General features: G+C 62.5%; 14 protein-coding genes. 8 read left to right on the forward strand and 6 right to left on the reverse strand.

The annotated features are described in order from the left end of the window. Positions 1-30: 30 nt before the first annotated feature. From AC1ECK_RS27725 to AC1ECK_RS27735, 3 genes are read right to left on the reverse strand one after another with little or no spacing between them, the layout of a single operon-like run. On the reverse strand, positions 31-777 hold the full coding sequence (locus AC1ECK_RS27725; protein WP_480324886.1) for a DUF3106 domain-containing protein: 747 nt from the start codon (positions 775-777) through the stop codon (positions 31-33). Between the two features lie 16 nt (positions 778-793). After that, positions 794-1228, reverse strand: a complete 435-nt coding sequence (locus AC1ECK_RS27730; RefSeq protein WP_480324888.1) for a DUF3619 family protein — start codon at positions 1226-1228, stop codon at positions 794-796. Next, positions 1225-1788, reverse strand: a complete 564-nt coding sequence (locus AC1ECK_RS27735) for an RNA polymerase sigma factor (protein WP_480324890.1) — start codon at positions 1786-1788, stop codon at positions 1225-1227. The genes AC1ECK_RS27730 and AC1ECK_RS27735 overlap by 4 nt, the downstream gene beginning before the upstream one ends. A 351-nt stretch (positions 1789-2139) precedes the next feature. Between AC1ECK_RS27735 and AC1ECK_RS27740 the strand changes: the two genes are divergently transcribed. The 6 genes from AC1ECK_RS27740 to AC1ECK_RS27765 all read left to right on the forward strand — a co-directional run bounded on the left by AC1ECK_RS27740 (position 2140) and on the right by AC1ECK_RS27765 (position 9310). Beyond that, positions 2140-3903: an acetolactate synthase 3 catalytic subunit gene (locus tag AC1ECK_RS27740; RefSeq protein WP_480324988.1), complete on the forward strand. Its 1764-nt coding sequence runs from the start codon at positions 2140-2142 to the stop codon at positions 3901-3903. A 114-nt stretch (positions 3904-4017) separates the two neighbouring features. Further along, positions 4018-4509, forward strand: coding sequence for an acetolactate synthase small subunit (ilvN, locus tag AC1ECK_RS27745; protein WP_074301882.1), 492 nt, complete (start codon positions 4018-4020; stop codon positions 4507-4509). Positions 4510-4696: 187 nt separating this feature from the next. Beyond that, positions 4697-5713, forward strand: coding sequence for a ketol-acid reductoisomerase (ilvC, locus tag AC1ECK_RS27750; RefSeq protein ID WP_480324892.1), 1017 nt, complete (start codon positions 4697-4699; stop codon positions 5711-5713). A 135-nt stretch (positions 5714-5848) separates the two neighbouring features. Beyond that, entirely contained in the window at positions 5849-6493 is a 645-nt protein-coding gene (locus tag AC1ECK_RS27755; protein WP_137954523.1) for a phosphatidylserine decarboxylase, read from the forward strand. 23 nt (positions 6494-6516) lie between these two features. Then, entirely contained in the window at positions 6517-7386 is an 870-nt protein-coding gene (gene pssA / locus AC1ECK_RS27760; protein ID WP_480324894.1) for a CDP-diacylglycerol--serine O-phosphatidyltransferase, read from the forward strand. 370 nt (positions 7387-7756) lie between these two features. Beyond that, positions 7757-9310 (forward strand): 2-isopropylmalate synthase, encoded by a 1554-nt coding sequence (locus AC1ECK_RS27765; protein WP_480324896.1) that lies wholly within the window; start codon positions 7757-7759, stop codon positions 9308-9310. A 113-nt stretch (positions 9311-9423) separates the two neighbouring features. Here the strand turns inward: AC1ECK_RS27765 and AC1ECK_RS27770 are convergent, their stop codons facing one another. The 3 genes from AC1ECK_RS27770 to AC1ECK_RS27780 all read right to left on the reverse strand — a co-directional run bounded on the left by AC1ECK_RS27770 (position 9424) and on the right by AC1ECK_RS27780 (position 12519). Further along, positions 9424-10995, reverse strand: coding sequence for a SulP family inorganic anion transporter (locus AC1ECK_RS27770; RefSeq protein ID WP_480324898.1), 1572 nt, complete (start codon positions 10993-10995; stop codon positions 9424-9426). 79 nt (positions 10996-11074) lie between these two features. Then, a complete protein-coding gene (locus tag AC1ECK_RS27775) occupies positions 11075-11710 on the reverse strand; it encodes a carbonic anhydrase (RefSeq protein ID WP_480324900.1) in 636 nt (211 codons plus the stop codon). A 251-nt stretch (positions 11711-11961) separates the two neighbouring features. Further along, positions 11962-12519: a hypothetical protein gene (locus AC1ECK_RS27780; protein WP_480324902.1), complete on the reverse strand. Its 558-nt coding sequence runs from the start codon at positions 12517-12519 to the stop codon at positions 11962-11964. A 168-nt stretch (positions 12520-12687) separates the two neighbouring features. Here AC1ECK_RS27780 and AC1ECK_RS27785 point away from each other — a divergent pair, with 168 nt between their 5' ends. Both AC1ECK_RS27785 and rpsO read left to right on the forward strand, forming a co-directional pair. Next, on the forward strand, positions 12688-13983 hold the full coding sequence (locus AC1ECK_RS27785) for a branched-chain amino acid ABC transporter substrate-binding protein (RefSeq protein WP_480324904.1): 1296 nt from the start codon (positions 12688-12690) through the stop codon (positions 13981-13983). Between the two features lie 234 nt (positions 13984-14217). Continuing rightward, on the forward strand, positions 14218-14490 hold the full coding sequence (gene rpsO / locus AC1ECK_RS27790; RefSeq protein ID WP_480324906.1) for a 30S ribosomal protein S15: 273 nt from the start codon (positions 14218-14220) through the stop codon (positions 14488-14490). Positions 14491-14798: the final 308 nt, after the last annotated feature.

The following is a 14798-nucleotide window of genomic DNA, read 5'->3' on the forward strand; positions in this document are numbered from 1 at the left end:
TAGGAGGACGGCGGGCCGGGCGCACCGTGCTTACGAACCGTTGAAAATCGATGGCGCTTCGCGCGGCGAGACCGGCACCGGCGTGGCGGGGACAAAGCTGCCGGTGGTAGGAAGCGCCGGTGCGACCGGCACGGCTGCGCCGGCGCCCGATGCCACGTTGGCGGCGACGACGCCGCTTGCCGCATGCTCGCGCTCGTTGACGAGGCGCTCGATGTCCTTCAGCTCGCTTTTACCCGACGGCGGCGCGCTGACGACCGTGGGCCGGCGCTTGCGTTCGGTGGCGGCGAGCCGCTCTTTCTGTTCCGGCGGCAGTTGCTGGTAGGCCTTCCAAGCCTTCTCGCGGGCTTCGCGCGACAGTTCCTTCGAGACCTGATAATTTTCGCGTGCGACACGACGCTGATCCGGCGTCAGACGAACCCACTCGGTCATGCGCTCCTGCAGGCCTTTTTGCTGTTCAGGCGTCAACTTCGAGTAACGCGACGCGATCTTGATCCATTTGCGCTTACGTTCGTCGCTGAAGTTGTCCCACTCCCCGGCGAACGGCGCCAGCGCAACACGCTCGGCGTTGGTGAGCCGTGCCCACGACAGCGGGCTGGTGCTAGGCAGGCCCGGCAGATCGACGCCCAAGGCCGGCGCGACGGTCTTGGCAGGCGCGCTTGCACTGGGTGCGGCGACGCTCGCGGCGCTCGGGTAGAAGCGTGGATAGGTGGCGGCAAACGACACCAGGGCCGCGATTGCGCACCCGAAAACAACGGCGAGGCCGCGCTTGTAACTCACCCGAAGAGTCTCCCGCTCAGTGCGCGCGCGACAGATACGCGTTGAAGCCGTGATCGAGATAGGCATTGAGCGGCAGGTCGTCGCTCAGCATGGCCGCGTCAATATCGGCGAGTTCAGCGGTGCGTTGCTGGTCTTCCCAGTAGGCGATCGCCACCAGGCTGACGACCAGCGCGGCCAGCGGCCAGGCGAGCGCGAAGCGGCGCAGCGGCGAACGACGGCGTTGCGGGGCTTCGGCCTGCGGCATGCCGGACAGGACCCCGGCGGCGCCGGCAAAGGCCGGCACGAAGACGGGTGCGGCAACCCGCTCGGACTTTTTGCGGGCGAGCGCGGTACGGCGTGCCTTGGCGAGCCGGTCAACGGCGGCGGGGGAAATGCTGGCAGTGTTTTCATCGAGCGCGCGGCGGATCTGCGTTGCAAACTCGAGTTCTTTAGTATCGAGAGAGGAGCTCATAGCGTGATTCCTTTGGCCTTGAGCGCTTGCGCCAGCGTATGAGTGGCCCGCGAACAGTGTGTCTTCACACTGCCTTCGGAGCAGCCCATTGCGGCGGCAGTCTCGGCGACATCCATATCTTCCCAATAACGCATGAGAAACGCCTCCCGTTGACGTGCCGGTAATTTTTGGATCTCGTCGTCAATCAACTGTAAGACTTGTTCGCGCTCCAGCCGCTGCTCGCTACTCTCGGCGCCTACCGAGCCTTCTTGTGCTTCGAATGTCTCCAAAGGGTCGAATTCTTCGTCCTCGGCGTTGCCGAGCGACGAGAACAGGCTGACCCAGGTATTGCGCACTTTTTGCCGACGAAAATAGTCGTGTGTCGCATTCTGCAGAATACGCTGAAACAGCAGCGGAAGTTCGGCTGCTGGACGGTCGCCATACTTTTCGGCGAGCTTGATCATCGCGTCTTGCACGATGTCGAGCGAGGCGTCGTCGTCCCGCACGGCGTAGACCGTCTGCTTGAACGCGCGCCTTTCGACGCCCGCCAGAAAATCGGCGAGTTCCTTGTCTGATGCCATCCGTTGGGGGTCGGCGCAGCGAGCGTGCGCGTAATCGATCGAAATTGTCGTAAAACTGGCGGATGCTAACAAACTTTCGACCCGCTGGGGTAAAACGCGCAGCCGTATTGATAATTTATGGCAATTTTTCGACCCTTTCCGCGACATCGTTGCAGGCAGCGCGGAAATATTTTCTTGACCAGCCCGCCGTCAACAGATATCTTCGACGGTTCGCAACATAAGTGACTTGTCTCATTTGAGGTGTGGCCCAAGAAGCTCACCTGTCAAAGTGGACGCGCCGCTTGAACCCGAGCCACAAGCCCGGCAGAGAGCACCCGATCAATTTTTTGCCGAAAATTCGAAAGGTGAATGATGAATATGCCCAGCGCGGAATTCTCCACGTCGGATACGACTTCCCATCGCGAAACTGACTCTATCGGCGCCACCGTGCTCATGCGCGCATTGGCGGACGAAGACGTCGAGTTTGTCTGGGGCTATCCTGGCGGCTCGGTACTCTACATCTACGACGAGCTGTACAAGCAGGACAAATTCCAGCACGTCCTCGTGCGCCACGAACAAGCCGCAGTCCATGCCGCCGACGCCTATGCGCGTTCCACCGGCAAGGTCGGCGTCTGTCTCGTGACTTCCGGCCCCGGCGTCACCAATGCGGTGACCGGCATCGCCACCGCCTACATGGATTCGATTCCGCTGGTGGTGATCAGCGGCCAGGTGCCTACCGCCGCGATCGGCCAGGATGCGTTCCAGGAGTGCGATACGGTCGGCATTACGCGTCCCTGCGTGAAGCACAACTTCCTCGTGAAGGACGTGCGCGACCTCGCCGCAACGGTCAAAAAAGCGTTCTATATCGCCCGCACCGGCCGGCCCGGCCCGGTGCTGATCGACATTCCGAAAGACGTGTCGAAGACGCCTTGCCAGTACGAACCGCTCAAGACCATTTCGCTGCGTTCCTACAACCCGGTGACGAAGGGCCACTCTGGCCAGATCCGCAAGGCCGTGTCCTTGCTGCTCGGCGCGAAGCGTCCGTATATCTACACCGGCGGCGGCATCATCCTCGCGGATGCAGCGCGTGAGCTGAACCAGTTCGCCGATCTGCTCGGCTACCCCGTCACCAACACGTTGATGGGTCTGGGCGGCTATCGCGCGAGCGACAAGAAATTCCTCGGCATGCTCGGCATGCACGGCACATACGAAGCCAACATGGCGATGCAGCACTGCGATGTGCTGATCGCCATCGGTGCGCGCTTCGACGACCGTGTGATCGGCGATCCGGCGCACTTCGCGTCGCGGCCGCGCAAGATCATCCATATCGACATCGATCCGTCCTCCATTTCCAAGCGCGTCAAGGTCGACATTCCGATCGTCGGCGACGTCAAGGAAGTGCTGAAAGAGCTGATCGAGCAGTTGCAGACGGCCGAGCACGGCCCGGACACCGCGGCGCTCGCCGACTGGTGGAAGGACATCGAAGCCTGGCGCGCCAAAGACTGCCTGAAGTTCGACCGCAAGAGCGACATCATCAAGCCGCAGTACGTGGTGGAAAAGGCGTACGAACTGACCGACGGCAATGCCTTCGTGTGTTCGGACGTCGGCCAGCACCAGATGTGGGCGGCGCAGTTCTATCGCTTCAACAAGCCGCGCCGCTGGATCAATTCCGGTGGCCTCGGCACGATGGGCTTCGGCCTGCCGGCGGCGATGGGCGTGAAGATGGCGCACCCGGACGACGACGTGCTCTGTATCACGGGCGAAGGCTCGATCCAGATGTGCATTCAGGAACTCTCGACCTGCAAGCAGTACGAGACGCCCATCAAGATCATTTCGCTGAACAACCGCTACCTGGGCATGGTGCGCCAGTGGCAGCAGATCGAATACAGCAAGCGCTATTCGCATTCGTATATGGATGCGCTGCCGGACTTCGTGAAGCTCGCCGAGGCATACGGCCATGTCGGCATGCGCATCGAAAAGACCGCGGACGTCGAGCCGGCGCTGAAGGAAGCGCTGCGCCTGAAGGATCGCACGGTGTTTCTCGACTTCCAGACCGATCCGACCGAAAACGTCTGGCCGATGGTTCAGGCCGGCAAGGGCATCACGGAGATGCTGCTCGGTTCGGAAGATCTATAACGACGGTTCTGTAGCGCCGGCTGCGTCCTGCGCGCCTTCACAAAAGGCGAGGGCGGACGAAGCGGCGCGAACCGGCTCGCATACGTCGACAAAACATCTGGAAGAAGCGAAATCATGAGACACATTATTTCCGTCCTGCTGGAAAACGAACCGGGTGCGCTCTCGCGCGTGGTCGGCCTCTTTTCCGCACGCGGGTACAACATTGAAACCTTGACGGTGGCCCCGACCGAAGACCATTCGCTGTCGCGCATGACCATCGTTTCCATTGGCTCGGATGACGTGATCGAACAGATCACGAAGCATTTGAACCGCCTGATCGAGGTGGTGAAAGTGGTCGACCTGACCGAGGGCGCCCACATCGAGCGCGAGCTGATGTTGATCAAGGTAAGGGCGGTCGGCAAGGAACGTGAGGAGATGAAGCGGATGTCGGATATCTTCCGCGGCCGTATCATCGACGTCACCGAAAAGACCTATACGATCGAACTGACAGGCGCGAGCGACAAGCTCGATGCCTTCATTGAAGGGCTCGACGCCACCGCGATTCTCGAAACGGTCCGCACGGGCAGTTCGGGGATTGGTCGCGGCGAACGCATTCTGAAGGTTTGACGCCGGATGGAGAGCGCCCCCAAACCTGTCGCGACGCGACAGGCCCCCCGAGGGGGTCAAGAAAACTTGGGGCGGCCCGGCGTTTTCTTGACGATCGAGGCCGGGCAGTGCCTGCACTCACCCGGCCATGCAGCACCCACGCAATTTGAATTTCATCGATTTCACCGAATTTAGCCAAGGAACAGACATGAAAGTTTTCTACGACAAGGACGCCGACCTCTCCCTCATCAAGGGCAAGCAGGTCACCATCATCGGCTATGGCTCGCAAGGCCATGCGCACGCACTGAACCTGAGCGAAAGCGGCGTGAAGGTGACGGTCGGCCTGCGCAAGGGCGGCGCATCGTGGAGCAAGGCTGAGAACGCCGGCCTGCAGGTCAAGGAAGTGGCGGAAGCCGTGAAAGGCGCGGACGTCGTCATGATGCTGCTGCCGGACGAGCAGATCGCCGACGTCTACGCCAAGGAAGTGCATGCCAACATCAAGCAAGGCGCAGCGCTGGCCTTCGCACACGGCTTCAACGTTCACTACGGCCAGGTGATTCCGCGCGCGGATCTGGACGTCATCATGATCGCACCGAAGGCGCCGGGCCATACGGTTCGCGGTACGTACTCGCAAGGTGGCGGCGTGCCGCACCTGATCGCCGTCGCGCAAGACAAGTCGGGCGCAGCACGTGACATCGCGTTGTCGTACGCAGCGGCGAACGGCGGCGGCCGTGCCGGCATCATCGAAACCAACTTCCGCGAAGAAACCGAAACCGACCTGTTCGGCGAGCAAGCCGTGCTGTGCGGCGGTACCGTCGACCTGATCAAGGCCGGCTTCGAAACGCTGGTGGAAGCGGGCTACGCGCCGGAAATGGCGTACTTCGAGTGCCTGCACGAACTGAAGCTGATCGTCGACCTGATCTACGAAGGCGGCATCGCCAACATGAACTACTCGATCTCGAACAACGCCGAATACGGCGAGTACGTGACGGGTCCGAAGATCGTGACGGCTGAAACGAAGAAGGCGATGAAGCAGGTGCTGACCGACATTCAGACGGGCGAGTACGCGAAGAGCTTCATCATCGAAAACAAGGCCGGCGCACCGACGCTGCAATCGCGCCGCCGCCTGACGGCCGAGCACCAGATCGAACAGGTCGGTTCGAAGCTGCGCGCGATGATGCCGTGGATCGCCAAGAACAAGCTGGTCGACCAGTCGAAGAACTAAGCCGGTCTTCACTCTTGTCCGGCGCGGCGGACTGCCGCGCGCGCCTGGCATGTCAAAAAGCCGCCCAAGGGTGCTGAACCCTGGGCGGCTTTTGCTATCCTACGGTTTTACAAAAATACAGAAGCTCATCCATCCATGAATTACCCTCATCCGATCATCGCGCGCGAAGGCTGGCCGTTTATCGCCATCGCGGCCGTCGTTGCGTTGTTGATCCATGCCTTCGCGGGATTCGGCTTTGCCTGGCCGTTCTGGCTGCTGCTGATCTTCGTCGTGCAGTTCTTCCGCGATCCGGCTCGCCCCATTCCCTCGCAAGCCAACGCCGTGCTGTGCCCGGCCGATGGCCGCATCGTGGCCGTCGAAACGGCACACGATCCGTACGCCAATCGTGAAGCGCTGAAAATCAGCGTGTTCATGAACGTGTTCAACGTCCACTCGCAACGCTCGCCGGTGGACGGCGCGATTTCGAAGGTCGAATACTTCCCGGGCGCGTATCTGAACGCCGCCGTCGACAAGGCGTCCACCGAAAACGAGCGTAACGCGCTGGTGATCGAAACCGCCAGCGGCCATACCGTGACCTCGGTGCAGATTGCCGGCCTGATCGCCCGCCGCATTCTTTGCTACGTGCGAGCCGGCGAGCCGCTCACGCGCGGTCAGCGCTACGGCTTCATTCGCTTCGGTTCACGCGTCGACGTGTATCTGCCGGTGGGCAGCCGGCCGCGCGTGTCGATTGGCGAGAAGGTTTCGGCGTCGTCGACGATTCTGGCTGAACTCGAACTGTAAAGCGGCGCAAAGGAGGTTTTCCGATGGCCGCATTCAAGCGTCGTCCCCGTAACAACGCTGCTCCGCAGCCGCGGCCGTTTCGCCGCAACAAGCCGATGGTGCAGGAAGCGCTGCCGCTCGACAACCGTCGTGCTGCGCGCCAGCAGTTTCTGAGGAAGCGCGGTATTTACCTGCTGCCCAACTCGTTTACCACCGCCGCGCTGTTCTGCGGCTTCTTCGCGGTGGTGCAGGCCATGAACGTGCGCTTCGAGGTCGCCGCGATCGCGATTTTCGTCGCCATGGTGCTCGACGGCATGGACGGCCGTGTCGCGCGGATGACCCATACGCAAAGCGCGTTCGGCGAACAGTTCGACAGCCTCTCGGACATGGTGTCGTTCGGCGTCGCGCCGGCACTTGTCATGTACGAGTGGGTGCTGAAAGATCTGGGCCGCTGGGGTTGGCTCGCAGCGTTCGTCTACTGCTCGGGGGCGGCGCTGCGTCTGGCGCGTTTCAACACCAATATCGGCGTGGTCGACAAGCGCTTCTTCCAGGGTATGCCGAGCCCGGCCGCCGCCGCGCTGATCGCCGGTTTCGTCTGGCTCGCCACCGACAACCGTGTGCCGGTCAAGCTGGTCTGGCTGCCGTGGGTCGCCTTCGTGCTGACCATCTACGCCGGTGTGACGATGGTGTCGAACGCGCCGTTCTACAGCGGCAAGGCGCTCGACGTACGGCACCGGGTGCCGTTCGGCGTGATCTTGCTGGTGGTGATGGCATTCGTGCTGGTGTCCTCGGATCCGCCGCTGATGCTGTTCGGCCTGTTCGTCCTGTATGGCCTGTCGGGCTATGTGTTCTGGGGCTATCAGACATTGCGCGGCAGAGCCAATCCGGCCCGCTCGGTAGAGCGCGAACGCTGACGCGCCGTCCTGTTTGCTGGCCCGCAGAGCGTGGCTTGCCGGCAGGGGCGGGGAGGAGCGAAGCGGCAGCCCCCGGGCTGCCGTTTTTCCTGGCGCACGCCGTCCTGCCCAGCTTTGGGGCAGGAGTCGAGCCAATTGCGCGATTTTCCGAATGCCGCTATAGTCACCGGATGGTTACTTCCCAGTTCCCCTTCCTGTCTCTTCAAGCCGGCGCGCTGCTATGCGTGCTAGCGCTAGCGCGCCTACCGCGCTGATCGTTTTCGCCCCCCGTCTGCCTCGTTCGTTGTTTGGCGTCGCCAGCGGTGGCGCAAACACCCGAATTCCGTTTTTCGATCCCCTTATTTGACCGAATCCTCCCAGGAGACCCGAGATGGCAGACAAACTGATCATTTTCGACACGACGTTGCGCGATGGCGAGCAATCGCCCGGTGCGTCGATGACGAAGGAAGAAAAAATCCGCATCGCCAAGCAGTTGGAGCGCATGAAGGTGGACATCATCGAAGCCGGCTTCGCGGCCAGCTCGAACGGCGACTTCGACGCAATCCACACGATTGCCTCGATGATCAAGGACAGCACCGTCTGTTCGCTCGCCCGCGCCAACGACAAGGACATCCAGCGCGCCGCTGACGCGCTGAAACCGGCCGATCATTTCCGCATCCACACGTTCATTGCGACGTCGCCGTTGCACATGGAAAAGAAGCTGCGCATGACGCCGGAGCAGGTGCTCGAGCAAGCGAAGCTGGCGGTGCGTTTTGCGCGCAAGTTCACCAACGACGTTGAATTTTCGCCGGAAGACGGCAGCCGTTCGGATATGGATTTCCTGTGCCGCGTGCTGGAAGCCGTGATCGCCGAAGGTGCGACGACCATCAATATCGCGGATACGGTCGGCTACGGCGTGCCGGAACTGTATGGCCAGCTCGTCAAGACGCTGCGCGAGAGGATTCCGAATTCGGACAAGGCGGTGTTCTCCGTGCACTGCCATAACGACCTCGGCATGGCGGTGGCGAACTCGCTCGCCGGCGTGCAGATCGGCGGCGCGCGTCAGGTGGAGTGCACGATTAACGGTCTCGGCGAGCGCGCGGGCAATACTTCGCTTGAAGAAATCGTCATGGCGGTGAAGACCCGTAAGGACTACTTCGGCCTCGACCTCGGCATCGATACGACGCAGATCGTGCCGGCCTCGAAGCTCGTCTCGCAGATCACCGGTTTCGTGGTGCAGCCGAACAAGGCCGTGGTCGGTGCGAATGCCTTTGCGCACGCCTCGGGCATTCACCAGGACGGCGTGCTGAAGGCGCGCGACACGTATGAAATCATGCGTGCCGAAGATGTGGGCTGGAGCGCGAACAAGATCGTGCTCGGCAAGCTGTCGGGCCGCAATGCGTTCAAGCAGCGCCTGCAGGAACTCGGCGTGTCGCTTGACAGCGAAGGCGAATTGAACGCGGCGTTTGCCCGCTTCAAGGAATTGGCCGATCGTAAGGCGGAGATTTTCGACGAAGACATCATTGCGATCGTCACCGAAGAATCCGCAGAGGCGCAGGAAAAAGAGCACTACAAATTCCTGTCGCTGTCGCAGCATTCGGAAACCGGCGAACAACCGCATGCCCGCATCGTGTTCACGGTCGAGGGCAAGGAAGTGACCGGCGAAGCGCGCGGCAACGGCCCGGTGGATGCGACGCTCAACGCGATTGAAACGGAAGTTGGCAGCGGCTCGGAGCTGCTGCTGTATTCGGTCAACGCGATCACCACCGGCACTCAGGCGCAGGGCGAAGTGACGGTGCGGCTGTCGAAGAGCGGGCGCATCGTCAACGGCGTGGGCACCGATCCGGATATCGTCGCGGCATCCGCGAAGGCTTATATCTCGGCGCTCAACAAGCTGTATTCGAACGTCGACAAGCTGAATCCGCAACGCTCGGAAGGCGTGTAAGCAGGGTGCCCTGATCTGCTGCTGTGAACCGAGACGAAGCCCTGTGCCGTGAAAAGCACAGGGCTTTTTTTACTGCGAGCGTCTGATCCAGTTGCGGCTTGCCTGCTTCACAGCTACTCCGCCACCGGCCGGCGCATCGACCAGCCACGGGCCGCGCGGGCCTGGGCCCGAACCTGATGCCGCACGTCGACGGCGATCTGGCGCCGCGGCGCATCGGCCACAAACGTGTCGAGCAACTCGCGTACGTCGTGATCGACGAAATCGGCTCGCGTCGCATCGACGATCAACGTCGCTCCGTCCGGGATCTGTTGCAGATAGTGCTTGAGCGGCACTTTGCCGAGAAACGACACGTCTTTGCGAAACGACAGCAGATAGTGATCGCCGTGCTGCGCGAGCATGATCGGGCTGCGCAGGTTTGCATAGAGCGCGAGCAACACGCTGCACAGTATGCCGAGTACGATGCCGATCAGCAGATCGGTCGCCAGCACGCCCACCAGCGTGACGATGAAGGGTGTAAACGGCGCGAAGCCCTGCCGCGCGATGGCGACGAGCAACGACGGCTTGGCCAGCTTGAACCCGGTGAAGATCAGGATCGCTGCGAGACAGGCGAGCGGGATCAGATTGATGACGCTGGTGAGCGCGAACACGCTGACGAGCAGCAGCACGCCGTGGATGATGGCCGACAGCCGGCTCTGCGCGCCCGCATGAACGTTGGCGGAGCTGCGCACGATCACCGAGGTGATGGGCAGGCCGCCGATTGCGCCTGCGATCAGATTGCCTACCCCTTGTGCCTTGAGTTCGCGATCCGGCGGTGCGGCCCGGCGCTGTGGATCGATCTGCTCGACCGCTTCGAGACTCAGCAGCGTTTCGAGACTCGCAACGATTGCCAGCGTAATGGCCACGCGCCAGACGTCGGGATTCAGAAGTTGCGCGCAGTGAGGGCCGAAGTCGACCCATTTCAGCGCCACTTGCAAGGCCGCGAACGATTCGAGCGGCGGCAGTGCGACGCGATGTTCGGCGGGTGGTGCGAGTGCGGGCGTCAACAGACCTAGCAGTAACGTCGAGCCGATGCCCAGCAAGACCACGGCCAGCGGCGCCGGTATCAGCCGCACCAGCGCGAAGCGGCGCAGCGCGCGGGTTTCCCAGCCGATCAGAATGGCCATCGACAGCAAGGTGACCGCGGCGGCAGTCACGGAGATCGAGCCGAGCGGCGTCGCGATCGCCGCCGCGGACTGCGCAGCGGCTGGCGCTGTATGCGGGGCCGCCATGCCGAGCGCAAGCGGTAATTGCTTGACGATCAGCAGCACGCCGATTGCCGCCAGCATGCCCTTGATGACCGGTGACGGCACATAGGCCGCAAAGCGCCCGGCCTTGAGCATGCCGAAACCGAACTGGATGACGCCCGACAGCAGCACCGCGAGCAGGAAGGCCGCGAAGCTGCCGAGTTGCGCGATCCCGTCGACGACGATCACGACGAGACCCGCCGCCGGTCCGCTTACGCTCAGCCGTGAGCCGCTCAGCACAGCCACCACCAGTCCGCCGACGATGCCGGACACGAGGCCTGCAAACGGCGCGACGCCCGAAGCATTGGCAATGCCGAGGCACAGCGGCAGCGCTACGAGAAATACGACTGTGCCCGCCAGCAGATCGCGCTGAAACGTGTTGAAGAAAGATCGAAGATTCATGTTGATTGTGCAGGTGGGTGGAATGCGGCGCGTGCGAGGAACGCGAAGAAAGCGGGACCGGTTGAAACCCGTCGCGGCGCTACGCGGCGCTGTGTGCGCTCGCCGTACAGGTCATGGCGTCGTCTGCCTGGTAGCCGGAGGTCAGCACCTTGATGCGGCCGTCCTCGAGCGAGAAGATCCAGCCGTGCACGAGCGGTGGCGCATCCGCCTCCCGCACGATCGGACTCGCACGCAACTGGCGCACCTGCTCGAGCACGTTTAGCTCGGCGAGGCGATTGACGCGCGCGGGCTCATTGTCATGACCATCGAGTTCGGCGCGATGACGCACGGCCAACGCGCATAACGGCGCGATGCGGCGATTCACGTGTTTGAGACCCGGTTCGGGCGGCAGCAACGCGGCGCGCACCCCGCCGCAACCGTAGTGTCCGCAGACGATCACATGCCCGACCTCGAGCACCCGTACCGCGTATTCGAGAACGCTCGTCGAGTTGTCGTCGTCGGGATGAAAGAGGTTGGCGATATTGCGGTGTACGAACAGATCGCCCGGCTCGCAGTGCGTGACCGTTTCGGCGGGCACGCGGCTGTCCGAGCAGCCGATCCACAGCACATGGGGATTCTGACCTCGCGCGAGCTCGCGAAAGAACTCAGGGTTGCGGGCGGCGGTTTCATGAGCCCAGGCAACATTGGCGACCAGCAGGCGTTTGGGGCGGTTCATCGATAGCGGCTCCGGAAGTCAAGCAAGTTCGACGTTGCCGTTACGCTCGCCTCGAAGGGATGCAGGCAGCATGATGCAGCGTCGCTTATCCTTACGATTGCCTTTCTATCAGAAAACAATCCTGCTGTGCGAACAAAAATCGGCGCTACAAAAATCCTCGCCCTACGCCATAAATGAACAGGCCGCCCGAAAAGGCGGCTTGGCGGAAAAACCGGTTGCCGGACTCACGCGCGACTCGCGCGGCCAGAGGTTCAGAAGAAATTGCGCCGATCCGGATCGTGCAGCGGATCGGGGGATTTCTGCGTGGTCCTCAGCAGGCCCTGATCGTCGAAATAGAAGCTGTACATCATGTACCAGACGTTGTCTTCCAGGTAGCGATAGGTCCAGACCTCGCGCTTCATCAACGGGAAGTACGAGGTCTCCTCCGGACGGCCGAAATTGACCAGCACGTCGCTCTTGGTCCACTTGCCGATTTCAGCCTTATAGAACTCGTTGGGCTGCAGCACCTGGCGCACGCTGACGATCTTGCCGGAGCCGTCGATGTCCGCGACGGTGGTGGTTTCGCCCATGGGCTGGGTCGGCCACATCAGGCGTTTGCCGCCGTTGGGCAGATCGTAGACTTCGCGAGGAGCGCCGAGTTTCGCGACGATGGTGGATTCGTCCGCGCCCTGCTGGAACTGCTGCCACGGCTGGACGCAGCCGGCGAGCAACAGGGCCGCGAGACTCGCTAGCGCAGCGCGCCGCAGATTCCCGCGCCGCCGTGCCGACGCGCCGGTCGTCGCAAAGCTGGATATGTGGCGGGTAAGCATGAATTCCTCCGATGGCATTAGATGGCGGTTTTTATCATCGAGACGCAATATTTTGACACGCGGGGCAGCAAAAGATTGTGAGCATCATGCGATAAGAGGGGGCGTGCTTGCTTATTCCACGCCGTGCACCCTATGATCCGCGCTTCGGACGATTCAGAGGAGCTGCGCATGGCGGCGAAGTGGGGACGTGTGGCGGCTGCGACGCTGGCGGCGCTGGCAATGACCGCAGTGCAGGCGGCGGATCAGCAGGGCGCACCGGCGAGTCCGGCGCCCGCCGGCAAACCGGTTCAGTTGGCGTTGATCGAAGGCATGTCGGGCCCATTCGCGAACGCCGGGGCGGCGGTGGAGCGCAATTTGCGCTTCGGCGTCGAACAGGTGAACGCACGCGGCGGCGTCAAGCTGGCCGACGGCGCGCATCCGCTCGAACTGGTCGTGCTGGACAGCAAGGGCAGCACCGAGGAGGCGCTGGTGCAGTTGCGCGCGGCGGCGGATCGCCATATCGGCTACATCCTGCAGGGCAATAGCTCGGCGGTGGCGGCGGCGCTGATCGGCGCGATCGAGAAGCAGAACGGCCGCGAGCCCGGCAACCAGGAAGTGTTCCTCAACTATTCCGCCGACGATCCCGCGCTGACCAATTCCGCCTGCAGCTTCTGGCATTTCCGCTTCGACGCGAACGCCGGCATGCGCATGGCCGCGCTCGCCGACGTGATCGAGCACGACCCGTCGGTCAGGAAGGTCTACCTGCTGAACCAGGACTACAGCTTCGGCCATGACGTCAGCGCGCTGGCGCGCTCGGCGCTGGTGACGAGGCGCCCGGACATCGCGATCGTCGGCGATGAATTTCACCCGATTGGCCGCGTCAAGGATTTCGCGCCGTATATCGCCAAAATCCGCGCGAGCGGCGCGGATGCGGTCATTACAGGTAACTGGGGCAACGACCTGACGTTGCTGGTCAAGGCCGCGCGCGAGCAGGGCCTCGACACCAGGTTCTACACCTTCTATGGCAATAGCCTCGGCGCACCGGCTGCGCTCGGCGACGCCGGCGTGAAACGCGTGCTCGCGGTGGCCGACTGGCATCCCAATGCGGGCGGCGCCGCCTCGGACGCGTGGTACAAGGCGTTCCGCGCCCGCTATCCGGCCGCCCAGGACGACTACCCGGTGCTGCGCATGGAGCTGCTGGTGGAGATGCTCGCCGCGGCCATCGACAAGGCGGGCAGCGCCCAGCCCGAGGCAGTCGCGAAGGCGCTGGAGGGGATGAAGTTCGACAACGGCTTTCACGCTTCCTGGATGCGGGCGGACGACCATCAAATGATGCAGCCCCTTTATGTGATGGAGATGGACAAGGCCGGCACGCCGGGTGTGCGTTTTGACAACGAAGGCTCCGGCTATGGCTTCCGCACGGTGCTGGCGCTGCCGCCGGAGCGGACCGTGCCGGCCACGACCTGCCGTATGACGCGGCCCTGAGGCGCAGCGTTGAGCGGGCTGCCCTAGGTTGCCGTCTTTTGGCCCGCTGCCTTGGGTCAGGCGCTGCCGTGGGCTGATTGAAGCCCCAAGCCGCCCTGATCCGGCGCCCGCGAATCCGCTCCGCCACAGGCGGGTTCGCGGCCTGTTCAGGCTGTGCTACAATACGCCCCTCGTTGTAATCCACGGCACGGCCTTTCTTCCGTGACCGCCTGTCTAGTTCTCAAGGAAATTGATATGTCCGCAGTTGAAGCAAGCAAGAAGTCCGAAGTCGTTGCGCAATTTGCACGCGCTGCTAACGATACCGGCTCCCCCGAAGTTCAGGTCGCTCTGCTGACCACCCGCATCAATGAACTGACCACTCACTTCAAGGCACACACGAAGGACCACCACAGCCGCCGCGGTCTGCTGCGCATGGTGAGCCGTCGTCGTAAGCTGCTCGACTACCTGAAGGGTAAGGACGCGGACCGCTACCGCGCACTGATCGAGAAGCTGGGTCTGCGTAAGTAATTGGGCGCGCAGTAAGGCGCTCTCAGCAAGATGCCTGTGTCAGTTTCGCTGATACAGGCATTTTGTTTTTGAACGGTGCGCTTCATGTGAGGTGCACCGATAGTTGTCCGCAGTAGCGTGACGGTTCATGCAGCGGGCAACACCCAACACAACCGGGCTTCAGGGCAGAGCTTTGTGTCATTCCAGCGGTTCGCGTACTCAAGCGCGGTTCTCTGGAATGGCATAAATAACACTCCTCTTCCCATGGGGCGCCGGTCCTGGCGTTGCCGCGCCGCTTCTGGTCCGCGCGGCATAACGATGGAGTGACA

This window comes from Paraburkholderia sp. SSBN10T (genome assembly GCF_056619545.1).